Source organism: Bacteroides sp. MSK.18.37, from assembly GCF_019129155.2.
GTDB lineage: Bacteria > Bacteroidota > Bacteroidia > Bacteroidales > Bacteroidaceae > Bacteroides > Bacteroides ovatus.
In genome coordinates this window covers 1,252,728-1,276,568 of the sequence record NZ_JAHOIB020000001.1, presented here as the reverse complement: position 1 = coordinate 1,276,568, position 23,841 = coordinate 1,252,728, and the positions used below count along the sequence as shown (strand labels likewise).

Genomic DNA, 23,841 nt, shown 5'->3' with positions numbered 1-23,841 from the left:
TCTTTAATAAGATAAGGTGTTCGATTCGAAAACTTTTGCATCTTTTCCAGTTTTACGCTCTGATTATTTAAGAAAACTGTTAAATGTTAATGCCTGCCCACTCATTTGTTAATACGGCTCTGATTCTATTAAACCATGTTATAAGATACGCTGCTTTGGCCTCAAAATTTGGAGATAACCGAAAAGTACGTATCTTTGTACTGTGTTTTTCATAGTATTAGATTTAAGGTTAACAAAAGATTGGCTGTCTGGGATAGATAGCCTTTTTTTATGCCTGTAAGTCAACTGCAGACCGAAGAGATTAAAACAACGAATATTGGTTATCCCGCAGGCTTTTCATCTCCCGTTCCTTTACGATATCATCTTCGGATAAATGGCCGATGAGTAGCGGTGAGTTTTTATCATGTTTTCTCCTATTATATACTGCCGTGTTATAATTGCCTTTGATGGCATAACAATAAATACATCCGTTCAGGCAACTTTCATAAGTTCCGATATCAATGCTTTCAATGCAGTTGCAGATGTTACGCTGGTTTTTATCCTTTTGGGCGAGGATAGGATAACCGATGATCTTTTCTATCAGATCCTTATCAATACACAGGCCGCTCGGAATACCTAAATGTCTTAAATCCACTTTTACAGTACAAGTATCCAGCTGTATGTCGGGATAAACGTCGATTGTTTTTTTAAAGGAGACAGCCATTTCTTCTATTTCCTCTTGAGTCAGCGGATGGATGTTGAATAACCGTACAGAGTTCCGGATATGCTGGTAATGATCTATGAATCCCAGCATACATTTGGCAGTGTGGTCTTTGAGTTCGTCGGCAATCCGGGCAAATGCTTCCTGGTGGAAAGAAACATTGTATTCCTCGTTTGTCAGTATCGGATCATATCTCCAGATCACCCTTTCCCTGCCGATTTTATCAGCCAGCTTTTTAAAGGTATCCATTCGTTTATTGATGGAGGGCAAATGATTTTCCAGCTTTTCTCCGTAGGGGTTAAGTGTAAATTGGAAGTAATAGTCGTAATCCTGCAATTTCTCCAGTTGGTTGAGCATAGGTGCCGGGTTCTTGGTCCAGAAAACAAAGCAATCTACTACAGCAGGAGATAGAGAGATCTTGCTAATCATTTTCGGATGATATGGATTGGGCACTAATACATATCCTTCTTTAATCCGGTTGAAAAACCACTGGGAATAGAATGCCGGAATATCTGTCCGGCGGCTGGCACTGATTATCATAGTTCAAAGTTACAAAAAAAAAGACGATGTTGTTTCAATGATTCCCTCTTTTTTGTATTCTTACTTACCCAAGAAGTAACTTGTGTGAATGAATATGTTAAATGTTAACGTGTGAAGTCTGAAATGTTAATGCGCTTTCCAGAGTATTAAACCCTGTTATAATATGGGCTGTTTAGGCTCTAAAATTTGCTATTTACCTGAAATATGGTACCTTTGTACAGTGTTTTTTTCATAAGTATTAGATTTAAGGTTAACAAAAGATTGGTTGCTCGTGATGAGTAGCCATTTTTTGTTTTTATACACTATGATTGTTTATTCCTTAATCATAGTCAACAGCATCTTAAATCTCTCCACTGCTGTAAGGGCATGCGGCGCATTCGCCGGAAATACGATACTTTCTCCTGCTTTTACGGTGAACAGAGTTCCGTTTACAGTAATATTCACTACCCCTTCCAATACCTGCACGAGCGCATCAAACGGGGCACGATGTTCGCTTAACCCTTCTCCTTTATCAAAAGAAAATAAAGTGATATTTCCTGCCGGACTTTTGATTAACTGTTTGCTGATAACGCCTCCTTCAGTATATTCAATGAGAGAAGCCAAATGGAGCACAACTCCTTTTTGAAATGATTGTTCCATATTTGTTTTATTTTTAAGTTAATATCATATAGAGAACACTTTTCGAATATGCATTGTTTGTCTATAACAAAAAACGATTTTTATTGTTATAGTACGAAAGACTCAATAAACTAACCATTATTATGAAGAAGAATATCTTATTGTTTGGAGCACTGATAGGTGCTTTCTTATTGGTTTCCTGTTCGGGAGGAAACAAGAAACAGGCTGCGTCCTCCGTCACTCCGGAGGAATTGGATAATGCCAGTAAAGTGATTAACTATTATCATACATCGCTCATCGTGTTGAGGCATGTAGCTAATGCAAAAGACGTAAATGCGGTCTTGGGATATATGGAACAGACAGGAAAAGTTCCTGAAGTATCTCCGATAGCACCGCCTGAAGTATCTGCCAGAGACACTGCGGAATTGATGGATCCGGGAGATTACTTTAATATACAAGTCCGTCAGAATCTGAAGCAGAGTTATAGAGGACTTTTCAGTGCACGGGCGCAATTCTATGATAATTTTAATAAGTTTCTCTCTTACAAGCAGGCCAAAGAGACAGCCAAGGCTGGCAAGCTCTTGGATGAAAACTATCGGCTAAGTGTAGAAATGTCCGAATATAAACAAGTGATTTTTGATATTCTAAGCCCTCTCACGGAACAGGCTGAAAAAGAACTTCTTGCCGACGAACCGTTGAAAGATCAAATCATGGCTATGCGTAAGATGTCCGGCACTGTGCAAAGCATAATGAATCTTTATTCCCGCAAACATGTACTGGAGGGTGCTCGCATTGATGTGAAGATGGCAGAATTGAAGAAAGAACTCGAAGCTGCAAAGAAACTTCCTGCTGTCACAGGCTATGATGAAGAGCAAAAGAATTATTATAGCTTCCTGTCTTCTGTGGAATCGTTTATGAAAGATATGCAGAAAGCAAGAGACAAAGGCGCATATTCCGATGCAGATTACAATGCGATGTCGGAAGCCTACGAATATGGACTTTCCGTTATCTAAAGAATTCTTCCTCTGTTTGAATGAGTTGCAATCATGCTTCTTCAAGCAGAGGATGCTTTTTTAATTAAGTAAAGAAGTCCTTTTTTTACTATCCCCTTTTAAACAGGAGTTTTACTTTTGCATTTGGATTAAGAAATAATATCTTTGTTATATGCAATCATTTCAATTGATAAAACCCTGTTTTGCCCTGGCTCCCTATATACGGCATTACTGGATATTGCAAGACGACTCAATAGCTCCTGTCTCCGAACGGACTCTGCCTATTGGCTGTATGCAACTGGTATTCCATAAAGGGAAACAACTTCTTTTGTTGGGTGAGTCGGAGATGCAACCCCAATCCTTTATTTCCGGACAATCGGTCGGTTTCTCGGATGTGATGTCTACAGGCAGGATAGAGATGATTACTGTTGTTTTTCAACCTTATGCAGTAAAAGCATTGTTTCACATACCCAGTCATTTATTCCGCGGGCAAACTGTAGATACCGATGCGATGGAAGATGTAGAACTGTCGGATTTAGTGAAACAGGTCACGGATACTTCTGATAATGCAGTTTGTATTCGGTTGATAGAGCAGTTTTTTCTTCGTCGTTTATACACTCTTCCCGAGTATAATCTCAAGCGGATGTCTGCTGTCTTTCATGAAATAAACCTCCGGCCGCAAATCAATATTTCTCATTTGTCGGAAACAGCCTGTTTGAGCAGTAAGCAGTTTGGGCGTATCTTCGCCGATTATGTCGGTACTACTCCCAAGGAATTTATTCGTATTATCCGTATGCAACGGGCGTTATCCATGCTGCAACAGGATGCTACGATTCCTTTTGTACAAGTGGCTTATGAATGTGGCTTTTCCGATCAGTCTCACATGATAAAGGAATTCAAACTCTTTTCCGGTTATACCCCTGCGGAGTATCTTTCTGTATGCGCCCCTTATTCCGATTATTTCTCTGAACTCTAAAGATGTCTCTTTTTTTCTATCGGGCTTCCTCGTGTTACCCTACTTTTGCAATGTCTTTGCAAAGGCTTAGTAGTAACCATAAAAAAGAAACGAGATGAAAAAATTAATTGCATTTTTTGAGATTCCTGCTACCGATTTCCGTCGGGCTGTCGATTTTTACGAAACTGTGTTGGGTGTGCAACTTCCGACTTTTGAATGTGAAACAGAGAAAATGGCTTGTTTCACGGAAGAAGGTGAAACCGTCGGTGCTATTTCTTATGCTTCAAATTTCGACTTTCTTCCTTCAACGCATGGCGTACTTATCCATTTCAACTGTGAGGATATTGAACAAACGTTGGAAAAAGTGCTTCTGAAAGGAGGGAAAGTTGTCATTCCCAAAACAAAGATTGAGGCAGACGATAAAGGATGGTTTGCCGTATTCACGGATAGTGAAGGAAACAGGATTGGCGTCTATGCTGAAAAATAACAGGTAGGGAAGAGGGAACAGCCTGTCTGGAAGTGACTGCTGTTCCTTCGTCCCCTTATCCGGATTATTCTACCGGAATATAGATCTCCGTCAACAACTCTTCGGGGGGAGTGTCACATGGATTGTTCAGATAGCGTTCAGCACTGGCTTCATCACGTATCGTACATTCCATTTCGGGCAGATACTTTCCGTAAATCGTATCGTACACAGCTTGCAGATTGTCATACGGGCCTTTATAAAGGAAAATAGCATAACGTCCGGCTGGGATAACCTTGAATCCCACATCACTTTTGGGGGCAACCTTTACAGGCATTACCATGCATACGTCTGTACGCAGTTTCTCGGCTGGCGTCACTTTCGGATCATCGTGGTAGATGCAAAGCGGGCTGAAATCTCCCATCGGCAGTTTTTGTTCTTTGATGAATTGGAATAAACGGCCCCAAGTGCCACCGTAATCATTCAGTTTGTAGTCGCCTGTAAGGCGGATATAAATCACATTCCGTTCGGAGACATTTCTGATCTCTTTTTTTAGTTCCAGGTCTGGCCTGATAATCGCTGGTTTCATAATTACAAAGTTTTTATTGTTTCTATATTCTAAAGGTGAAATGCCATAAAATTGCTTGAACACTTTCGATAATGAAGAAGGGGATGCGTAACCAATCCGGTAGGCGATGTCAGCAATCGGAATATCCGAGTAGCGGAGTAGGCGTGCGGCAGCTTCTGTCCGCGTCCGGACAATAAACGTACCAATCGGTTCACCGAGAAAAGCTTTCATGATCCGGTGAAAGTAAAAAGGAGAAAAGTTTGAAATTCTGGCCAGAGATTTTAAATCAATATCTTCTCCTAAATGTTGGATAATGTATTCCACTACAACATTTACGCACTTTTGATATTCCTCTTTCGTTGTTTTTTTCTGTTGCATAACTAATTTTGGTATTTCACTTCGCAAAGGTATTGGTAAAAAAGCGAAATGACTTGTCCGATATTGCGGAAATGTCAACTTTCTATTTTCTTTCTATGGTTGCCCTATACCTGTTTTGAAAATTTATTTTGATATATAATGTACCTTACAGTGGTGTTATGGTGTGAACCATGACCAAATTTTTAACCGTTAATTGCGAAATTGATTTTCTTGTTTTAAATAATGTCAAAAACTAAAATGAAAAAGCCGGTTTTGTTATAAACTATTATTAAAATGATTATATTGTAACCGAATTATTAATAAAAATAGCCATGGATAAAACAATTGTAGGGAACAATGCCGGAAAGGTCTGGTATGCCCTGAAAGAAATTGGTGAAATTTCAATACCTGAATTGGCGAGAAGATTAAACCTAAGCGTAGAAAGTACAGCATTGGCCGCCGGTTGGTTGGCACGAGAGAACAAAATTTGTATCCAACGGAAAAATGGATTAATTGCTTTATCTGATGAAAGCGCTTTTCCCTTCAGCTTTGGATAATAGCAGGTTTTGTGAGTGAATATCTTAGAAGTTCCGTTAACTTATAAGTAAGAATATGTTCGTATAAGGTATCACAAGTTAAGTTTGAACTTAAGAAGTTTTATATTTAAAAGAGTTGCTCAATAATAGGGCAACTCTTTTAACGTATAATAAACGTATAAAAATGTCGAATCGTGTCCGGATGTAGATAAAATTTATATACTTGTATTCCACAATAATAATTGCCTGTTTTTTCTCTGGCAATTCTATTCCGGAGAATATCTTTAGAATCCTACCCGTTTTCTTCCCTGGGAGAAATCCATTCCTTCGTAATTATAGATTTCAGCCAGTGTCATGGGGTGTGTCTGTTCGGGAATATCCAGGCTTTCTTCCTTGATTAGTTGATTAACCTTATCAGTAGTCAGGTCTTTAAACTCATACCGGGCAGCCAGACGTCCTTTTCTAAGCAATGCTTCGTCGATATCTTTTAATGGAGCATTAAAGGTGCAGATAAATTTGATACACAATTCATCGCTCAATAGCCCGTCGCTAATATTCAGTATGTTGACTAAGCCGGCATTCATACGGTTGCCTCCGTTGCGGCTTGATAATAGTTCTTCGCAATCCTCTACGATGAAGATAGAATTTTTTTGTTGGCGGATGAAAGTGATAAAGCTCGGATCCGAAAGTTTATCTACCAGGTCTCCACTCATATAGATCATTCTCTTTTTTCCAAGATTGATAAGGTGGCGGATATAAGTCGTTTTTCCTGTACCCTGTTTTCCATGCAAAATGATTAATCCGCTTTTGTTGTCCTCCAGCAGAAAGTTTTCGATCTCGGCAGCTACGGGAACAAAATCATCGTTATAGTGACGATCAATCTGAATAGCAGGTTCATTAACTTGCGATTGTTTCAGGCTGAAGTAGTTATGAGAGTATGTTACTATAAATAGATTGTTAAGTTTCTCATTTTCCTTCTTGTGGTTTTCGCAAATCTGATTGATCTGATTGATTTCCTCCTTGTCGATATTGGAATAGACAATCTTTACGCAATTATCAAAATAGCCGATCATCAAATTCTTTTTGCAGATAACGATACAGTCGTATAACTCTTTTGTAGATGTATTATCTTCTTCTTCCTCCTCTTCTTCTTTTTCATTTTCAAAATGATTGCAGTACACATGCTCGAATATATCGAACGCGTCATCTTGCTGATAAAGTTCCTTGATTTCTTTCAGAAAATCCTGGTTTACTTTATATTTTACCATTTTCATGGAAGGGAATCGTTTGAATATCTGATAGAATAGACTACAAATGCTACTGTCGCTGAACCATCCTGTGGAGTAATCAAAAATATCTGTGAAATCTGCGAGTGTGCATTCTTTACTCATTTTTTCTTTTTATATAAATAGAATGGCAAAGGTACGAAATAAATCTATGATATGAACTGAACCGATTTATCATTTTCTCGAAAAACATAGGCGTGGATAGTTTCCTGTATTTATATCAAAGCTCCTGCAAATGATTTTTCATTTTCATTTCTCATGTTCTCATAATATATGTGATAACAATCTTCAAATCAGTTATATAACACTATGAGAAATAAAAGAAGAAAGGGTATTTCTCATAGTGTTACCAGCATTTTGTCCACAAAACAAAGTATTTCTCATAGCTTTTCAAGGCATTTCTCATAATCTTTCGTAGGGCAAAGAGGCTAATTAATTGTAATAGATTCAATGCTACATATTCAGTTATGTATTGATTAATAATATATTATAAAGCGTTTATGAAAGTGTATGGAGTAGATATTCTCATGTTTTCCTACCGGTATCTGAATCGTTCCACTAGAGTGGAAAGGTCTGTTCACTAGAGTAGATAGAACCGTTCACTCCAGTGCAACGATCTGTTCACTAGAGTGTAACGATACGAATAGTGGTAGGAAGAAATAACAATGATTAGGGAAAAACATAAAGGTATAAGGTGAATAACATATAGGAAAGTAGTAAATAGCAAGAAGTTGCTTAATAAAACCGAAGAAGGAAAGGAGTAATCGTAAATCCGGCAAAAGTCCGGAAAAACTACAATTATACTGTATGAGAAATGAGTAAAATGTATAGACGGAATATGAGAATACTATGAGAAATGGTTTAAACCCTATGAGAAATGCGTGATTTTACGGACTAAATCACGGAACAGCTATGAGAAATACCCTTTTGTGTTTTATTTCTCATAGTATTATCTGTTTGATTTACAGCTGATTATTGTGTATATTATGAGAACATGAGAAATGAAAAAGAAAAATCCTTTTCAGCAAAGTGAAGTTTCTACGCATCATTCTCATACAAGTATCATATTAATGAATCAAACTAAGGAATGGAATCCACTATAAAACCACTATCTCTTATATCTATCTTTCTTTCCTCTTATTTTAATGAACTGATTCTTTAATTGCTCCCTAACGCAAACTGATTCCCGGCGCACCTACGCGTCCGCGTGTGATATAATAATGTGTATCCCTCTCGTCGTTTCCGCGCACAATTTCCCTATACATAAAAAATATGTTCTACAACATCGTTATGCGTCAGCACTTTAGCAAATGTATTCAAAAATAATTAGAAAAAATAGTTTGATATATTTGGAGTGTATACGAAAAGGGCGTACTTTTGCACCCGCTTTCCAAGAGAAGAAAGCCTTGAAAAATTGACTTAGTGAAAAAGTGGAATTATACTTAAAGAAAAGAACAAAAAACTTCCGAAAAAGTTTGGATTATAATAAATAAAGTTCTTATCTTTGCAGTCCGATTCGCAAAGAAAATAGGCAAGAGTTATTCTTTCATACCTTCTTTCCCTTTCGCATAGAGAGCCAGAGAAATTGAGTAAAAAGAAAGACTGAAAAAAAACTTCCGAAAAAGTTTGGTAGTTAAAAATAAAGCCCTTACCTTTGCACCCGCTTTTAAAACGAAAGCAACAAGTTCTTTGAAATATTGATAAACAATACAAGTAGTACAAGTAAAAAAAATAGAACCGTCAATACTTGTCTTATTCAGTAGCGATACAGTTAAGACTAATAGGTATTTGAATAAGGTCAATAAATTTACGGCGTCCTGAACAGAGCAAAAAGATCATCTTAACTGATGATAAAAAATACTTTTACAATGAAGAGTTTGATCCTGGCTCAGGATGAACGCTAGCTACAGGCTTAACACATGCAAGTCGAGGGGCAGCATTTTAGTTTGCTTGCAAACTGAAGATGGCGACCGGCGCACGGGTGAGTAACACGTATCCAACCTGCCGATAACTCCGGAATAGCCTTTCGAAAGAAAGATTAATACCGGATAGCATACGAATATCGCATGATATTTTTATTAAAGAATTTCGGTTATCGATGGGGATGCGTTCCATTAGTTTGTTGGCGGGGTAACGGCCCACCAAGACTACGATGGATAGGGGTTCTGAGAGGAAGGTCCCCCACATTGGAACTGAGACACGGTCCAAACTCCTACGGGAGGCAGCAGTGAGGAATATTGGTCAATGGGCGAGAGCCTGAACCAGCCAAGTAGCGTGAAGGATGAAGGCTCTATGGGTCGTAAACTTCTTTTATATGGGAATAAAGTTTTCCACGTGTGGAATTTTGTATGTACCATATGAATAAGGATCGGCTAACTCCGTGCCAGCAGCCGCGGTAATACGGAGGATCCGAGCGTTATCCGGATTTATTGGGTTTAAAGGGAGCGTAGGTGGATTGTTAAGTCAGTTGTGAAAGTTTGCGGCTCAACCGTAAAATTGCAGTTGAAACTGGGAGTCTTGAGTACAGTAGAGGTGGGCGGAATTCGTGGTGTAGCGGTGAAATGCTTAGATATCACGAAGAACTCCGATTGCGAAGGCAGCTCACTAGACTGTCACTGACACTGATGCTCGAAAGTGTGGGTATCAAACAGGATTAGATACCCTGGTAGTCCACACAGTAAACGATGAATACTCGCTGTTTGCGATATACAGTAAGCGGCCAAGCGAAAGCATTAAGTATTCCACCTGGGGAGTACGCCGGCAACGGTGAAACTCAAAGGAATTGACGGGGGCCCGCACAAGCGGAGGAACATGTGGTTTAATTCGATGATACGCGAGGAACCTTACCCGGGCTTAAATTGCAACAGAATATATTGGAAACAGTATAGCCGTAAGGCTGTTGTGAAGGTGCTGCATGGTTGTCGTCAGCTCGTGCCGTGAGGTGTCGGCTTAAGTGCCATAACGAGCGCAACCCTTATCTTTAGTTACTAACAGGTGATGCTGAGGACTCTAGAGAGACTGCCGTCGTAAGATGTGAGGAAGGTGGGGATGACGTCAAATCAGCACGGCCCTTACGTCCGGGGCTACACACGTGTTACAATGGGGGGTACAGAAGGCGGCTACCTGGTGACAGGATGCTAATCCCAAAAACCTCTCTCAGTTCGGATCGAAGTCTGCAACCCGACTTCGTGAAGCTGGATTCGCTAGTAATCGCGCATCAGCCATGGCGCGGTGAATACGTTCCCGGGCCTTGTACACACCGCCCGTCAAGCCATGAAAGCCGGGGGTACCTGAAGTACGTAACCGCAAGGAGCGTCCTAGGGTAAAACTGGTAATTGGGGCTAAGTCGTAACAAGGTAGCCGTACCGGAAGGTGCGGCTGGAACACCTCCTTTCTGGAGCGATGCCGTAACTGTCACAAAACGTGGCAGCCACTAAAAGACTTTAAAGGTTCTGTTTTTTGTACTACTGGTACTTGTTTATTTATAACATATAGATCAACCATCTATAGAAGTATAGATAGAGATAAACAAGAGAAAAAAGAAGCCGAGTCTAGACGAAAGGTAGACAAGGTTGAACTAGTCCTATAGCTCAGTTGGTTAGAGCGCTACACTGATAATGTAGAGGTCGGCAGTTCAACTCTGCCTGGGACTACCAAGCTCAAGAATGAGGAACAGGGAAAGCTAAAAGCTAAAAAACAAAATTCTTGAATAACCTCTTGGGGGATTAGCTCAGCTGGCTAGAGCATCTGCCTTGCACGCAGAGGGTCAACGGTTCGAATCCGTTATTCTCCACGATCTCTGAAAAAGAGAAACGATCTTTGACATGATGTACAAAAAGTAAAATTTTAGTAAGAGCTAAAAGTATATATCAAACCGTACGTGTTCGAGTATGCAATATTGATAGAAGGAAGCAATTCCACTACCAATACCAGTACGAGAATAAAACGTTTGAAAGAAAGTAAGCAAGGGCGCATGGCGGATGCCTTGGCTCTCGGAGGCGATGAAGGACGTGATAAGCTGCGATAAGCTTCGGGAAGGTGCAAATAACCTTTGATCCGAAGATTTCCGAATGGGACAACCCGTCATTCTGAAGGAATGACATCTTGCATAGCAAGAGGCTAACGCAGGGAACTGAAACATCTTAGTACCTGTAGGAAAAGAAAATAATAATGATTCCCCTAGTAGTGGCGAGCGAACGGGGATTAGCCCAAACCAATGTTGTTACGGCAATATTGGGGTTGTAGGACCACGATATCGCAAGAAGTTTAGTGAGAAGAACCCTTTGGAAAATGGGACCATAGACGGTGATAGTCCGGTATTCGAAGCTAAATGAAGCGTAGTGGTATCCTGAGTAGCGCGGGACACGAGGAATCTTGCGTGAATCTGCCGGGACCATCCGGTAAGGCTAAATACTCCCGAGAGACCGATAGCGAACCAGTACTGTGAAGGAAAGGTGAAAAGCACTTCGAATAGAAGAGTGAAATAGTCCCTGAAACCGTGCGCCTACAAGCGGTCGGAGCTGCTTCAGCAGTGACGGCGTGCCTTTTGCATAATGAACCTACGAGTTACTTTTTCCGGCAAGGTTAAGGATCTTGAGATCCGCAGCCGAAGCGAAAGCGAGTCTTAACAGGGCGATTAGTCGGAAGGAGTAGACGCGAAACCAAGTGATCTACCCTTGGTCAGGTTGAAGGTTAGGTAACACTAACTGGAGGACCGAACCGATAAGCGTTGAAAAGCTTCCGGATGAACTGAGGGTGGGGGTGAAAGGCTAATCAAACTTGGAGATAGCTCGTACTCCCCGAAATGCATTTAGGTGCAGCCTTGGGAATTACTACTGTGAGGTAGAGCGACTGATAAGATGCGAGGGCTTCACCGCCTATCAAGTCTTGATAAACTCCGAATGCGCAGTAGTTCGATCCCAGGAGTGAGGGCATGGGTGCTAAGGTCCATGTCCTAAAGGAGAAGAATCCGGACCATCAGCTAAGGTCCCGAAATAATTGCTAAGTTGAACTAACGAAGTCAGATTGCTAAGACAGCTAGGATGTTGGCTTGGAAGCAGCCATTCATTTAAAGAGTGCGTAACAGCTCACTAGTCGAGGAGTTTGGCGTGGATAATAATCGGGCATCAAGCAATTTACCGAAGCTATGGGATCAGTAATGATCGGTAGGGGAGCATTCCACTCTGCGTCGAAGGTGAAGCGTGAGCTTTGCTGGAGCGTGTGGAAAAGCAAATGTAGGTATAAGTAACGATAAAGGGGGTGAGAAACCCCCTCGCCGAAAGACTAAGGTTTCCTGATCAACGCTAATCGGATCAGGGTTAGTCGGGTCCTAAGGCTCAGCCGAACGGTGAGGCCGATGGCAGAACAGGTTAATATTCCTGTACTACCTTAAGGAGTGACGTGGAGACGGAGGAGTGACAGCGCCGCGGACTGACGGAATAGTCCGTTGAAGGGTGTAGATGTTGATTATCCCAGGCAAATCCGGGATAAGAGTCGAACCTGATAGTATACCAAATTCTTCGGAATAAGGTAATAGTGCGTGTAAGCATACTCCCAAGAAAATCCGCTAAACTTAATCTTTAAGGTACCCGTACCGCAAACGGACACACGTAGTCGGGTTGAATATACTAAGGCGCTTGAGTGATTCACGGTTAAGGAACTAGGCAAATTGACCCTGTAACTTCGGGATAAAGGGTCCCAACGAGAGTTGGGCGCAGAGAATAGGTCCAGGCAACTGTTTAACAAAAACACAGGGCTGTGCCAAATTGAAAGATTACGTATACAGCCTGACACCTGCCCGGTGCTGGAAGGTTAAGAGGAGATGTCATCGCAAGAGAAGCATTGAATTGAAGCCCCAGTAAACGGCGGCCGTAACTATAACGGTCCTAAGGTAGCGAAATTCCTTGTCGGGTAAGTTCCGACCTGCACGAATGGTGTAATGATCTGGACACTGTCTCAACCGTGAGCTCAGTGAAATTGTAGTATCGGTGAAGATGCCGATTACCCGCGATGGGACGAAAAGACCCCGTGAACCTTTACTATAGCTTAACATTGAATTTGGGTAATTGATGTGTAGGATAGGCCGGAGACTTTGAAGCAGGTACGCCAGTATTTGTGGAGTCGCTGTTGAAATACGGCCCTTTGATTATTTGAGTTCTAACTCGTAGATACGAGGACACTGTTTGGTGGGTAGTTTGACTGGGGTGGTCGCCTCCAAAAGTGTAACGGAGGCTTCTAAAGGTGCCCTCAGGACGATTGGTAACCGTCCGTAGAGTGTAATGGCATAAGGGCGCTTGACTGGGAGACAGACAAGTCGATCAGGTAGGAAACTAGAGCATAGTGATCCGGTGTTTCCGTATGGAAGGGACATCGCTCAAAGGATAAAAGGTACTCCGGGGATAACAGGCTGATCCCTCCCAAGAGCTCATATCGACGGAGGGGTTTGGCACCTCGATGTCGGCTCGTCACATCCTGGGGCTGGAGAAGGTCCCAAGGGTTGGGCTGTTCGCCCATTAAAGTGGCACGCGAGCTGGGTTCAGAACGTCGTGAGACAGTTCGGTCTCTATCTATCGTGGGCGTATGAAATTTGCGTGGCTCTGACACTAGTACGAGAGGACCGTGTTGGACTGACCGCTGGTTTACCAGTTGTGCCGCCAGGTGCATTGCTGGGTATCTAAGTCGGGATTGGATAAGTGCTGAAAGCATCTAAGTACGAAGCCAGCCACAAGATTAGATTTCTTAGGGTCGTCAAAGACGATGACGTTGATAGGATGCAGGTGTAAAGGTGGTAACATCAAAGCCGAGCATTACTAATTGCCCGTTCACTTTCTTTCGGACATGTACCGGTTGGGTATATACGTTTAGCTTTCTAGACACTGAAATTTTACTTTTCATCATGTCATAACCTTCTTCAGGTGGTTATAGCACGAGGGTTCCACCTCTTCCCATTCCGAACAGAGAAGTTAAGCCTCGTCACGCTGATGGTACTGCGTAACAGTGGGAGAGTAGGTAGCCGCCGTTTTTAAGAAGCCCCTTGATTCATTTTGAGTCAAGGGGCTTCTGTCATTTGGTACTTTGCGAAAAAAGTGCTATATTTGCGACCGACAATTATTTTATTAAACGTTTAAAGCAAATTTAAAAGGTATGAAAACTAAATTATTTTTGGCTGCTGTAGCAGTAACATTTTCTTTTGCAATGATGTCTTGTACTGGTAACAAAACTACTAACGCTGCTTCTGAAGGTGAAGAGACAACTGTAGAAACAGTGGAAGCTGTTGTTGAAACTGATTCTTGCTGCCAGGCTAAGGACTCTTGTGCTACTGCTTGCGACAAAAAAGCTGATTGCGCAGAAAAGAAAGAATGTTGCGATAAGAAGTAATCTATTGATTTAGAACAATAAAGAAGGAGAGGGAGAGAATGGTTCAACATTCTACTCCCTCTTTCTGTTTTAATAAACATATCGCTTTATTCGTGATACATTTTTGCTAATAATCGGCTTTAACTTATGAAATGATATTTTTTTCGATAAAAAAGTAACGTATTATTTGGTGGTAAAGAAATAATCCATACCTTTGCACCGTCAAACTAATAAAAGAGACAAGAAATGAATCAGATGTTTATACATATTCTACTATGCGGTATTATTATTCTACTATCAAAGGTTAGTGGAAGTGAGTGCTGCGCGTAAATGTGTATAAATGAAAATATACGAAAGCCTTTCTCACTTCCAAGTGTGAAAGGCTTTTTTTAATGCTAATAATTATATAATATACATAAGAATATGGACAATAGGTTATTTATTTTTGATACCACTCTTAGAGATGGTGAACAGGTTCCGGGATGCCAGTTGAATACAGTAGAAAAGATTCAGGTAGCAAAGGCATTGGAAGCGTTGGGAGTAGACGTGATTGAAGCCGGATTCCCCATTTCGAGCCCGGGGGATTTTAATTCAGTAATTGAGATTTCAAAAGCGGTGACTTGGCCTACTATCTGTGCTTTGACCCGCGCAGTTCAAAAAGATATTGATGTAGCCGTAGATGCACTGAAATTTGCTAAACATAAACGTATTCACACCGGTATCGGTACTTCTGATTCGCACATTAAATATAAATTCAATTCGAATCGTGAAGAGATTATCGAACGTGCAGTAGCTGCTGTGAAATATGCCCGCCGTTTTGTAGACGATGTGGAATTTTATGCAGAAGACGCAGGCCGTACGGATAACGAATATCTGGCACGTGTGGTAGAAGCTGTCATCAAAGCGGGAGCTACCGTAGTGAATATCCCTGATACAACAGGTTACTGCTTGCCTTCAGAATATGGCGCCAAGATAAAATACTTGGTTGACCATGTAGACGGCATTGATAATGCCATACTTTCTACTCACTGTCATAATGACTTGGGTATGGCTACTGCCAATACGATAGCCGGTGTTTTGAACGGTGCGCGTCAGGTGGAAGTTACCATCAACGGTATTGGCGAACGTGCAGGAAATACTGCTCTCGAAGAAATCGCCATGATTATTAAGAGCCATCACGAAATAGATATTCAAACCAATATCAATACGCAGAAGATTTATCCGACCAGCCGTATGGTATCCAGCCTGATGAATATGCCGGTACAACCCAATAAAGCAATCGTTGGACGTAACGCTTTCGCACACTCTTCAGGTATCCATCAGGATGGCGTATTGAAAAATGTACAGACGTATGAGATTATCGATCCGCATGATGTGGGTATTGATGATAACTCTATCGTATTGACTGCCCGCAGCGGACGTGCTGCATTGAAAAATCGTCTTTCTATATTGGGAGTGAATCTGGATCAGGAAAAACTGGATAAGGTATATGATGAGTTCCTGAAGTTGGCTGATAAGAAGAAAGATATTAATGATGATGATATTTTAGTATTGGCAGGTGCAGACCGTAGCCAGAACCATCGTATCAAACTGGATTACTTGCAGGTGACGAGTGGTGTCGGTGTTCGTTCGGTAGCTAGTTTGGGATTGAATATTGCCGGTGAGAAGTTTGAAGCTTGTGCCAGTGGTAATGGTCCGGTAGATGCTGCTATCAAAGCATTGAAAAAGATTGTAGAACGCCACATGACTCTGAAAGAGTTTACTATTCAGGCTATCAGTAAGGGAAGTGATGATGTAGGTAAAGTGCACATGCAGGTAGAATACGATAACCAGATTTATTATGGTTTTGGTGCCAATACAGATATTATTGCTGCTTCGGTAGAAGCCTACATCGACTGTATTAACAAATTCAAATCGTAAAAAAGAGGTTGACAGTCGGTTTGGTATTACAGAGATTGATTGAAAGAGTAAATAGTAATTAGTAAAATAGTAAATAAACAGATGAATACATTATTTGATAAGATATGGGATGCCCACGTGGTGACTACTGTGGAAGATGGCCCTACACAGCTTTATATTGATCGGTTATATTGTCACGAAGTGACTAGTCCGCAGGCTTTTGCGGGATTGCGTGAACGTGGAATCGGAGTATTGCGTCCCGAAAAGGTATTTTGTATGCCCGACCATAATACACCGACACACGATCAGGATAAGGAGATTGAAGATCCGATTTCTAAAACGCAGGTGGACACGCTGACGCAGAATGCGAAGGATTTTGGTCTGACACACTACGGCATGATGCATCCGAAGAATGGTATTATTCATGTGGTAGGTCCCGAACGTGGTTTGACCTTGCCGGGAATGACGATTGTTTGCGGTGACTCTCATACTTCTACTCACGGTGCAATGGGAGCGATTGCTTTCGGTATCGGAACGAGCGAGGTGGAAATGGTGCTGGCTTCACAATGTATTCTCCAGTCGAGACCGAAAACAATGCGTATCACTGTAGACGGTGAACTGGGTAAAGGGGTGACTGCAAAGGATGTGGCTCTGTATATGATGTCTAAGATGACTACCAGTGGTGCTACGGGTTACTTCGTGGAATATGCAGGTTCGGCTATCCGCAATCTGACAATGGAGGGACGTCTTACCCTTTGCAACCTTTCTATTGAAATGGGTGCGCGTGGTGGTATGGTTGCTCCGGATGAAGTGACTTTTGAATATATCAAAGGACGTGAAAGTGCTCCGCAAGGCGAAGCATGGGACAAGGCTTTGGCTTATTGGAAGACATTGAAGAGTGATGATGATGCCGTGTTTGATAAAGAAGTCCGTTTCGAAGCGGCTGATATTGAACCGATGATTACCTACGGAACGAATCCGGGTATGGGTATGGGAATCACACAGCATATTCCTACTATGGAAGGAATGAGTGAAGCTGCACAGGTTTCGTTCAAGAAATCAATGGAGTATATGGGATTCCAACCGGGTGAATCTTTGTTGGGTAAGAAGATTGATTATGTATTCCTTGGTGCTTGTACAAACGGTCGTATTGAAGATTTCCGTGCATTTGCTTCCATCGTGAAAGGTCGTAAGAAAGCGGAGAATGTAATTGCATGGCTGGTTCCGGGTTCATGGATGGTAGACGCACAGATCCGTAAGGAAGGAATCGACAAGATATTGACGGAAGCCGGATTTGCTATCCGTCAGCCGGGATGTTCTGCTTGTCTGGCAATGAACGATGATAAGATTCCTGCCGGAAAGTATTCGGTATCTACCAGCAACCGTAATTTCGAAGGACGTCAGGGCCCCGGTGCACGCACTTTGCTGGCTAGTCCGCTGGTAGCTGCCGCTGCTGCGGTGACAGGTGTGATTACCGATCCGAGAGAGCTGATGTAATTCAAATTCGTAAATCATTAAATTGTAAATAAGACGATGGCTAAGACAAAATTTAATATAATAACAAGTACTTGTGTACCTCTTCCTTTAGAAAACGTAGATACCGACCAGATTATTCCGGCACGTTTCCTGAAAGCAACCACTCGTGAAGAAAAATTCTTTGGTGATAATCTTTTTCGTGACTGGCGTTATAATGCTGACGGTTCCCTGAACAAGGATTTTGTGTTGAACAATCCTACTTATAGCGGACAGATATTGGTGGCAGGAAAAAACTTCGGTTCGGGTTCCAGCCGTGAACACGCTGCCTGGGCTATTGCAGGATATGGTTTCCGCGTGGTGGTATCCAGTTTCTTTGCCGATATTCATAAGAATAATGAGTTGAACAACTTTGTGCTGCCGGTGGTTGTTACCGAGGAGTTTCTGCAGGAGTTGTTTGGTTCGATAGAAGCGGACCCGAAGATGGAAGTGGAAGTGAACCTTCCCGAACAGACCATCACCAACAAGGCGACAGGTAAAAGTGAACATTTCGAAATCAATGCTTACAAGAAACTTTGTTTGATGAACGGATTGGACGATATCGATTTTTTGTTGAGCAATAAAGATAAAATAGAAGAATGGGAAAAGAAGGCGTGAAAATAGAAATCATGGACACAACGCTCCGTGATGGTGAACAAACCAGCGGAGTATCTTTCGTGCCTCATGAGAAACTAATGATCGCCCGTTTACTGTTAGAAGATTTAAAGGTAGACCGGGTGGAGGTTGCTTCGGCGCGTGTGTCGGACGGTGAGTTTGAAGCCGTGAAGATGATTTGCGACTGGGCGGCCCGTCGTAGTCTGCTCCATAAAGTGGAAGTGCTCGGCTTTGTCGACGGGCATACTTCTGTCGATTGGATTCAGCGTACCGGCTGCCGTGTGATAAATCTTCTTTGTAAAGGTTCACTGAAGCATTGTACGCAACAACTGAAAAAGACACCGGAAGAACATCTGGCGGATATCATAAGTGTGGTGCATTATGCCGACGAACAGGATATAACCGTCAATGTTTATCTGGAAGATTGGAGCAACGGTATCAAAGATTCTCCCGAATATGTATTTCAGTTGATGGATGGATTGAAAGAGACGAGTGTCAAGCGTTTTATGTTGCCTGATACGTTGGGTATCTTGAATCCTTTGCAAGTGATAGAGTATATGCGGAAGATGAAGAAACGTTATCCGAATACTCATCTCGATTTCCATGCGCACAATGATTATGATTTGGCTGTGAGTAATGTCCTTGCCGCGGTATTAAGCGGTGTCAAAGGATTGCATACAACCATCAATGGGCTGGGTGAACGGGCAGGAAATGCTCCTCTCGCAAGTGTGCAGGCTATCCTGAAAGACCATTTCAATGCGGTGACAAATATCGACGAAAGCCGTTTGAATGATGTCAGCCGGGTAGTGGAGTCTTATTCGGGAATTGTGATACCTGCCAATAAACCGATTGTAGGTGAGAATGTCTTTACGCAAGTGGCCGGAGTGCATGCCGACGGGGATAATAAGAATAATCTCTACTGCAATGATTTGCTTCCCGAACGTTTTGGCCGCAAGCGCGAATATGCATTGGGTAAGACAAGCGGTAAAGCAAATATCCGTAAGAACCTCGAAGATCTCGGATTGGAGCTGGACGAAGATGCTATGCGCAAGGTAACGGAACGCATCATCGAGTTGGGCGACAAGAAAGAACTGGTTACACAGGAAGATTTGCCGTACATTGTTTCGGATGTGTTGAAACATGGAGCAGTGGGTGAGAAGGTTAAACTGAAGAGCTATTTTGTGAATCTGGCTCATGGGTTGAAACCGATGGCAACGTTGAAGATAGAAATCAACGGAAAAGAGTACGAAGAGAGTTCAGGCGGCGATGGTCAGTATGATGCTTTTGTTCGTGCGCTGCGTAAAATATATAAGGTGACATTAGGACGTAAATTCCCGATGTTGACCAATTATGCGGTAACCATCCCTCCCGGTGGACGTACAGATGCATTTGTGCAGACAGTTATCACGTGGAGTTATGATGAGCAGGTGTTCCGTACCCGCGGACTTGATGCCGACCAGACAGAGGCTGCCATCAAGGCTACTATGAAGATGTTGAACCTCATCGAAGATGAATACGAGAAGAGCAAGTGAGAAACAACTTGCCCGAAGAATGTTTTTTATAAGAATATATAAATAGAAGAATAAACGATTATGGATTTTAAAATTGCTGTATTAGCAGGCGACGGCATCGGACCGGAGATCTCTGTGCAAGGTGTAGATGTGATGAGTGCCGTTTGCGAGAAGTTTGGTCACAAAGTAAGTTACGAATATGCAATCTGTGGAGCTGATGCGATTGATAAAGTAGGCGATCCGTTTCCGGAAGCAACTTATCAGGTTTGTAAAGAGGCGGATGCTGTTTTGTTCTCTGCCGTAGGTGATCCGAAATTTGACAATGATCCTACTGCCAAGGTACGTCCGGAACAAGGCTTGCTGGCTATGCGTAAGAAACTGGGTCTTTTCGCTAATATCCGTCCGGTACAGACATTCAAATGCCTGATCCACAAATCTCCGTTGCGTGCGGAGTTGGTAGAGAATGCCGATTTTATCTGTATCCGTGAGCTGACCGGAGGTATGTATTTCGGTGAAAAGTATCAGGATAATGATAAGGCGTATGATACAAACTATTATACTCGTCCGGAAATCGAACGTATTTTGAAGATGGCTTTCGAATATGCGATGAAGCGCAGAAAACATCTGACTGTGGTAGATAAGGCAAATGTGTTGGCTTCTTCCCGTCTGTGGCGTCAGATTGCACAGGAAATGGCTCCGAACTATCCGGAAGTGACAACTGATTATATGTTTGTGGATAATGCTGCAATGAAGATGATTCAGGAACCTGCTTTCTTCGATGTGATGGTAACAGAAAATACCTTCGGTGATATTCTGACTGACGAGGGTTCTGTAATCAGTGGTTCTATGGGCTTGCTTCCTTCTGCTTCTACAGGTGAAAGTACTCCGGTATTTGAACCTATTCACGGTTCATGGCCGCAGGCTAAGGGATTGAATATTGCTAATCCGTTGGCACAGATTCTTTCTGTAGCTATGTTGTTCGAGTATTTCGACCTTAAAGAAGAGGGTGCATTGATTCGTAAAGCCGTAGATGCTTCTTTGGATGAGAATGTACGTACGCCGGAAATCCAGGTGGCTGACGGTGCTAAGTACGGAACAAAAGAAGTAGGACAGTGGATTGTTGATTATATCAAGAAAGCTTGATAAACCCGGATAAAAAAGTAAAAGCCTGGCATCGGATAACGGTGTCAGGCTTTTACTTTTTAGTTCGAAATATGTTGTGTTCTACCAACTTTTAATAGTGGAGTATAGAACGATACCGAGTATAGTCAGTAATCCTACATAAATAGTGACTGACCATTGTTTTATTTCTTTTCTCTTCGTGCGGGTGGAAGGTTCCAGATAGATGGCTGCTTTGTGGGCGATAGTGCAGAACAACCAACCGCCGAATCCTCCGATAATACCTCCTACGAGTAAATCACCGGGATAATGTACACCCAGATATATACGTGTGTAGCAGTTGAGTATTGCCCAGGTCAGGATGAAAATGCTTAGCCAACGTTTACGGAACAGGAATATGACAAACATGGCAAGACCTAATGAATTGGCGGCATGGCACGATGGGAAACCGTAGCTTCCTCCGCGGTAACCATTTACGATATATACTAGATCTACAATCGGGTTCTCCGGATTGGCGGGACGCAGACGTGCTACTACCGGACGAATGATGCTGCTGCACATCTGGTCGGCAAAGGTGATAGTCAGTGCAATGGCAGCCACGTAGCACATTACTACTTTCCAGTGGAAGTTTTTTAATAAAATATACAATATAGTGGCATACATGGGAATCCAGATGAATTTACCCGTGAAAGAACTCATGAAATAATCCCAGAAAGGGGAATGTATACCATTGAAAGACAAGAAGATATTTGTATCTATCTCCGAAAGATATTGGACAATTCCGGTGTGTATCATCAGGCTTTATTGATCTATTTTTAATGTCGCAAATATACAATAAAGAATAGAAAATTGTCCTATATTACTTTATAAATATTCAATATAACTCATTTCCTAGCGTTTCGCCAGGTCGTCGTAGAGCTTCTGCAGGAACGCTTTTCCTTTTTCCAGGTTGGCTCCTTTGGCAGTACCTTCGTCCAGTTGCACAGTATTGGCATCGAGGTTATATACCAATTGATTATCGGCGGTAATCATTCCGAAATAATTCGGCCGGGTAAAGTATGCGAAATGAGGTGACGCCGGATTCATGATATTTTTGCTGAAAGTAAATTCATCATGCGGCAATCCTAATTGGGCAAGCAGGGTAGCGGCGATGTCTATTTGTGAAGCATAAGTATCTACAACCAAGGGTTGTTTTATTGCACCTCCAATTAAAATCAGTGGAATGGTTTGACCGTCCAGCGGATTTTCTATTGGATACGGATATGCACCCTGATGATCGGGAACGAGTACAAACAGTGTATTTTTCCATAGCGGTGTCTCTTGATACTGTTTCACGAAATCTCCCACGCAACTATCGGCATAGGCAAAAGAATTGAGGATTTTGTCATCCAGTCTGTGGAACGGGACTTCGAATGGTTCGTGGCTGCTTGATGTCTGTACAAGTTTCAGGAACGGTTCTTTTTGTTTTTCTTCTTTCAGGTCTTTCATCAGGCGTTGGAATAAGACGTGATCCTGTGCTCCCCATTTTCCTGTACGTTCGGACAGAGGAAAATCTTTATCGGAAATAATCATCTCGATGCCGGAAGATACCAGGTAAGAGCGCATATTGGTAAAATCGGCATCTCCACCATAGTAATATTCCAGATTATATCCTGCGTTTTTCAAGCTGCGGGGGATAGAAGGAAGTTTGTCCGTCTTTTCGGGATATTTCATGATGCTGGTGCTTGGCTGTCCGGGATATCCGCTGATAATGGATGCCAGTCCGCGGTCTGTGCGGAAACTGCTGCCGTAGAAGTTGCTGAATAATACGCCTTCTTTTGCGAATTTATCCATGTTGACAGCTACATTAGGTTGTCCTCCGAAAGTTTCCATCAAGTGTGTGGAGAAACTCTCAAGGATAATAAAAATAATGTTCGGACGTTGTGTATTCAATAATTGGGGGATGCTGTCTGTTGCTGCGACAGGTTTGTCTACCATCTCTGCAAATAATTCGTCGGCTATTTTCGGGTCCATGAAGCGATATTGCTTATCGAAATTATTCTGGTGGGTGGCGGAATACATGAAGCTGAATGCCGGATTGATGGCTGCATGATTCATGCGTTGGTCCTGACTGAAATATACCTTGCTCAAATTCATGGTGGATACGCTGAATCCGCCCCGGATAGGGATGAAAAGTGCCGCTGTCAGCAAAAGGAGTGCAAGCGAGACATTCTGACGTCGATAAGGAATTTTCAGGGGCTTTTTCTCCCGGATAAGGACGCAATAGAAAATAAAGTATAAAATTGCTGCATAGATCAGCATAGATAAGATTCCCAATAGTACAAACCAAAAGCTGACGCTTGCCATAGCATCTTTGGGGGAAGAGAAGAAATAGAAAACGGGGGTGGCATCCAGACGGAATCCCCAAAAGCCGTATAATCCCAGGTCGATGATAAAAATGCAGGCCATGATAAAGGCGATTACCCCGAAGTATCCTTGCCGGATGCGGCGGAGTATGGATGAATTGGTCCAGGCGGAGGCGATGAGCAGTAAGCCGGGGATAGCGGTCAGGTAGCCTGCAAGAGATAAATCCAGAGGCAATCCGTGCCACATGACGCGGAAGTAGTCACCTAAAGATACATTGGTATATAAGTCATGGTAGTAAACCATGAAGATTGGTTTCTGAAGAACGAATAAAAGAACAAATAAAAAATAGGTCGTGAGAAATTGTATGATTCTCTTTTTCATATCTGTAAACTTAAAAAGATTGAACGGATACAAAGTTACTATACTTTTCCTTATCTTTCTCATGAAGTGATATAAAACATACCTTTT

Annotated in this window: 16 protein-coding genes, 2 tRNA genes and 3 rRNA genes; 15 read left to right on the top strand and 6 right to left on the bottom strand. The window is 42.1% G+C overall.

Annotation, left to right across the window (positions count from 1 at the left end; genetic code table 11):
* Positions 1–301 precede the first annotated feature (301 nt).
* Both KSX81_RS05430 and KSX81_RS05425 read right to left on the bottom strand, forming a co-directional pair.
* Positions 302–1,240, bottom strand: a complete 939-nt coding sequence (locus KSX81_RS05430; protein WP_217725617.1) for a DUF1848 domain-containing protein — start codon at positions 1,238–1,240, stop codon at positions 302–304.
* Positions 1,241–1,552: 312 nt separating this feature from the next.
* Positions 1,553–1,879 carry a cupin domain-containing protein gene (locus tag KSX81_RS05425; RefSeq protein ID WP_004296840.1) on the bottom strand — a complete coding sequence of 109 codons (327 nt, stop codon included), beginning with the start codon at positions 1,877–1,879 and terminating at the stop codon, positions 1,553–1,555.
* Between the two features lie 122 nt (positions 1,880–2,001).
* Here KSX81_RS05425 and KSX81_RS05420 point away from each other — a divergent pair, with 122 nt between their 5' ends.
* From KSX81_RS05420 to KSX81_RS05410, 3 genes are all read left to right on the top strand, one after another.
* On the top strand, positions 2,002–2,871 hold the full coding sequence (locus tag KSX81_RS05420) for a DUF6845 domain-containing protein (protein ID WP_004296841.1): 870 nt from the start codon (positions 2,002–2,004) through the stop codon (positions 2,869–2,871).
* A 151-nt stretch (positions 2,872–3,022) separates the two neighbouring features.
* Positions 3,023–3,826 carry a helix-turn-helix domain-containing protein gene (locus KSX81_RS05415; RefSeq protein ID WP_128857435.1) on the top strand — a complete coding sequence of 268 codons (804 nt, stop codon included), beginning with the start codon at positions 3,023–3,025 and terminating at the stop codon, positions 3,824–3,826.
* A 94-nt stretch (positions 3,827–3,920) separates the two neighbouring features.
* Positions 3,921–4,292, top strand: a complete 372-nt coding sequence (locus KSX81_RS05410) for a VOC family protein (protein ID WP_004296844.1) — start codon at positions 3,921–3,923, stop codon at positions 4,290–4,292.
* Positions 4,293–4,356: 64 nt separating this feature from the next.
* Here the strand turns inward: KSX81_RS05410 and KSX81_RS05405 are convergent, their stop codons facing one another.
* Complete coding sequence (locus tag KSX81_RS05405; protein WP_004296845.1) at positions 4,357–5,214, bottom strand: GyrI-like domain-containing protein; 858 nt, start codon at positions 5,212–5,214, stop codon at positions 4,357–4,359.
* Between the two features lie 311 nt (positions 5,215–5,525).
* Here KSX81_RS05405 and KSX81_RS05400 point away from each other — a divergent pair, with 311 nt between their 5' ends.
* Positions 5,526–5,750: a winged helix-turn-helix domain-containing protein gene (locus tag KSX81_RS05400; RefSeq protein ID WP_004296847.1), complete on the top strand. Its 225-nt coding sequence runs from the start codon at positions 5,526–5,528 to the stop codon at positions 5,748–5,750.
* A 263-nt stretch (positions 5,751–6,013) separates the two neighbouring features.
* Here the strand turns inward: KSX81_RS05400 and KSX81_RS05395 are convergent, their stop codons facing one another.
* On the bottom strand, positions 6,014–7,120 hold the full coding sequence (locus KSX81_RS05395) for an AAA family ATPase (protein ID WP_004296848.1): 1,107 nt from the start codon (positions 7,118–7,120) through the stop codon (positions 6,014–6,016).
* 1,760 nt (positions 7,121–8,880) lie between these two features.
* Here KSX81_RS05395 and KSX81_RS05390 point away from each other — a divergent pair.
* The 11 genes from KSX81_RS05390 to leuB all read left to right on the top strand — a co-directional run bounded on the left by KSX81_RS05390 (position 8,881) and on the right by leuB (position 21,051).
* Positions 8,881–10,409, top strand: a 16S ribosomal RNA gene (locus KSX81_RS05390).
* Between the two features lie 185 nt (positions 10,410–10,594).
* Positions 10,595–10,671, top strand: a tRNA-Ile gene (locus KSX81_RS05385).
* A 63-nt stretch (positions 10,672–10,734) separates the two neighbouring features.
* Positions 10,735–10,808, top strand: a tRNA-Ala gene (locus KSX81_RS05380).
* 160 nt (positions 10,809–10,968) lie between these two features.
* Positions 10,969–13,848: ribosomal RNA gene (locus KSX81_RS05375) — 23S ribosomal RNA — on the top strand.
* A gap of 77 nt (positions 13,849–13,925) precedes the next feature.
* Positions 13,926–14,036 (top strand): 5S ribosomal RNA (gene rrf / locus KSX81_RS05370).
* The 16S, 23S and 5S rRNA genes sit together here with 2 tRNA genes alongside, the layout of an rRNA operon.
* Positions 14,037–14,158: 122 nt before the next feature.
* Positions 14,159–14,392: a hypothetical protein gene (locus tag KSX81_RS05365; RefSeq protein WP_004307193.1), complete on the top strand. Its 234-nt coding sequence runs from the start codon at positions 14,159–14,161 to the stop codon at positions 14,390–14,392.
* A 402-nt stretch (positions 14,393–14,794) separates the two neighbouring features.
* Positions 14,795–16,291 (top strand): 2-isopropylmalate synthase, encoded by a 1,497-nt coding sequence (locus KSX81_RS05360; RefSeq protein ID WP_004301125.1) that lies wholly within the window; start codon positions 14,795–14,797, stop codon positions 16,289–16,291.
* Positions 16,292–16,372: 81 nt separating this feature from the next.
* Complete coding sequence (gene leuC / locus KSX81_RS05355; RefSeq protein WP_004301124.1) at positions 16,373–17,767, top strand: 3-isopropylmalate dehydratase large subunit; 1,395 nt, start codon at positions 16,373–16,375, stop codon at positions 17,765–17,767.
* Positions 17,768–17,803: 36 nt separating this feature from the next.
* The gene (leuD, locus tag KSX81_RS05350; RefSeq protein WP_004301121.1) at positions 17,804–18,400 is read left to right on the top strand and encodes a 3-isopropylmalate dehydratase small subunit; all 597 of its coding nucleotides are present in this window, start codon (positions 17,804–17,806) and stop codon (positions 18,398–18,400) included.
* On the top strand, positions 18,382–19,929 hold the full coding sequence (locus KSX81_RS05345; protein ID WP_004301119.1) for an alpha-isopropylmalate synthase regulatory domain-containing protein: 1,548 nt from the start codon (positions 18,382–18,384) through the stop codon (positions 19,927–19,929). The genes leuD and KSX81_RS05345 overlap by 19 nt, the downstream gene beginning before the upstream one ends.
* A gap of 60 nt (positions 19,930–19,989) precedes the next feature.
* Complete coding sequence (gene leuB / locus KSX81_RS05340; RefSeq protein WP_004301116.1) at positions 19,990–21,051, top strand: 3-isopropylmalate dehydrogenase; 1,062 nt, start codon at positions 19,990–19,992, stop codon at positions 21,049–21,051.
* Positions 21,052–21,132: 81 nt separating this feature from the next.
* On the opposite strand, the gene KSX81_RS05335 is transcribed toward leuB, so the two are convergent.
* Both KSX81_RS05335 and KSX81_RS05330 read right to left on the bottom strand, forming a co-directional pair.
* Positions 21,133–21,822: a phosphatase PAP2 family protein gene (locus KSX81_RS05335; protein ID WP_004301114.1), complete on the bottom strand. Its 690-nt coding sequence runs from the start codon at positions 21,820–21,822 to the stop codon at positions 21,133–21,135.
* Between the two features lie 96 nt (positions 21,823–21,918).
* A complete protein-coding gene (locus tag KSX81_RS05330) occupies positions 21,919–23,754 on the bottom strand; it encodes an LTA synthase family protein (RefSeq protein ID WP_217725989.1) in 1,836 nt (611 codons plus the stop codon).
* Positions 23,755–23,841 lie beyond the last annotated feature (87 nt).

Excerpts from the sequence above, each read along its gene's own strand:
- KSX81_RS05430 (WP_217725617.1), bottom strand. The coding sequence starts at position 1,240 with ATGATAATCAGTGCCAGCCGCCGGACAGATATTCCGGCATTCTATTCC.
- KSX81_RS05425 (WP_004296840.1), bottom strand. The coding sequence starts at position 1,879 with ATGGAACAATCATTTCAAAAAGGAGTTGTGCTCCATTTGGCTTCTCTC.
- KSX81_RS05420 (WP_004296841.1), top strand. The coding sequence starts at position 2,002 with ATGAAGAAGAATATCTTATTGTTTGGAGCACTGATAGGTGCTTTCTTA.
- KSX81_RS05415 (WP_128857435.1), top strand. The coding sequence starts at position 3,023 with ATGCAATCATTTCAATTGATAAAACCCTGTTTTGCCCTGGCTCCCTAT.
- KSX81_RS05410 (WP_004296844.1), top strand. The coding sequence starts at position 3,921 with ATGAAAAAATTAATTGCATTTTTTGAGATTCCTGCTACCGATTTCCGT.
- KSX81_RS05405 (WP_004296845.1), bottom strand. The coding sequence starts at position 5,214 with ATGCAACAGAAAAAAACAACGAAAGAGGAATATCAAAAGTGCGTAAAT.
- KSX81_RS05400 (WP_004296847.1), top strand. The coding sequence starts at position 5,526 with ATGGATAAAACAATTGTAGGGAACAATGCCGGAAAGGTCTGGTATGCC.
- KSX81_RS05395 (WP_004296848.1), bottom strand. The coding sequence starts at position 7,120 with ATGAGTAAAGAATGCACACTCGCAGATTTCACAGATATTTTTGATTAC.
- KSX81_RS05365 (WP_004307193.1), top strand. The coding sequence starts at position 14,159 with ATGAAAACTAAATTATTTTTGGCTGCTGTAGCAGTAACATTTTCTTTT.
- KSX81_RS05360 (WP_004301125.1), top strand. The coding sequence starts at position 14,795 with ATGGACAATAGGTTATTTATTTTTGATACCACTCTTAGAGATGGTGAA.
- leuC (WP_004301124.1), top strand. The coding sequence starts at position 16,373 with ATGAATACATTATTTGATAAGATATGGGATGCCCACGTGGTGACTACT.
- leuD (WP_004301121.1), top strand. The coding sequence starts at position 17,804 with ATGGCTAAGACAAAATTTAATATAATAACAAGTACTTGTGTACCTCTT.
- KSX81_RS05345 (WP_004301119.1), top strand. The coding sequence starts at position 18,382 with ATGGGAAAAGAAGGCGTGAAAATAGAAATCATGGACACAACGCTCCGT.
- leuB (WP_004301116.1), top strand. The coding sequence starts at position 19,990 with ATGGATTTTAAAATTGCTGTATTAGCAGGCGACGGCATCGGACCGGAG.
- KSX81_RS05335 (WP_004301114.1), bottom strand. The coding sequence starts at position 21,822 with ATGATACACACCGGAATTGTCCAATATCTTTCGGAGATAGATACAAAT.
- KSX81_RS05330 (WP_217725989.1), bottom strand. The coding sequence starts at position 23,754 with ATGAAAAAGAGAATCATACAATTTCTCACGACCTATTTTTTATTTGTT.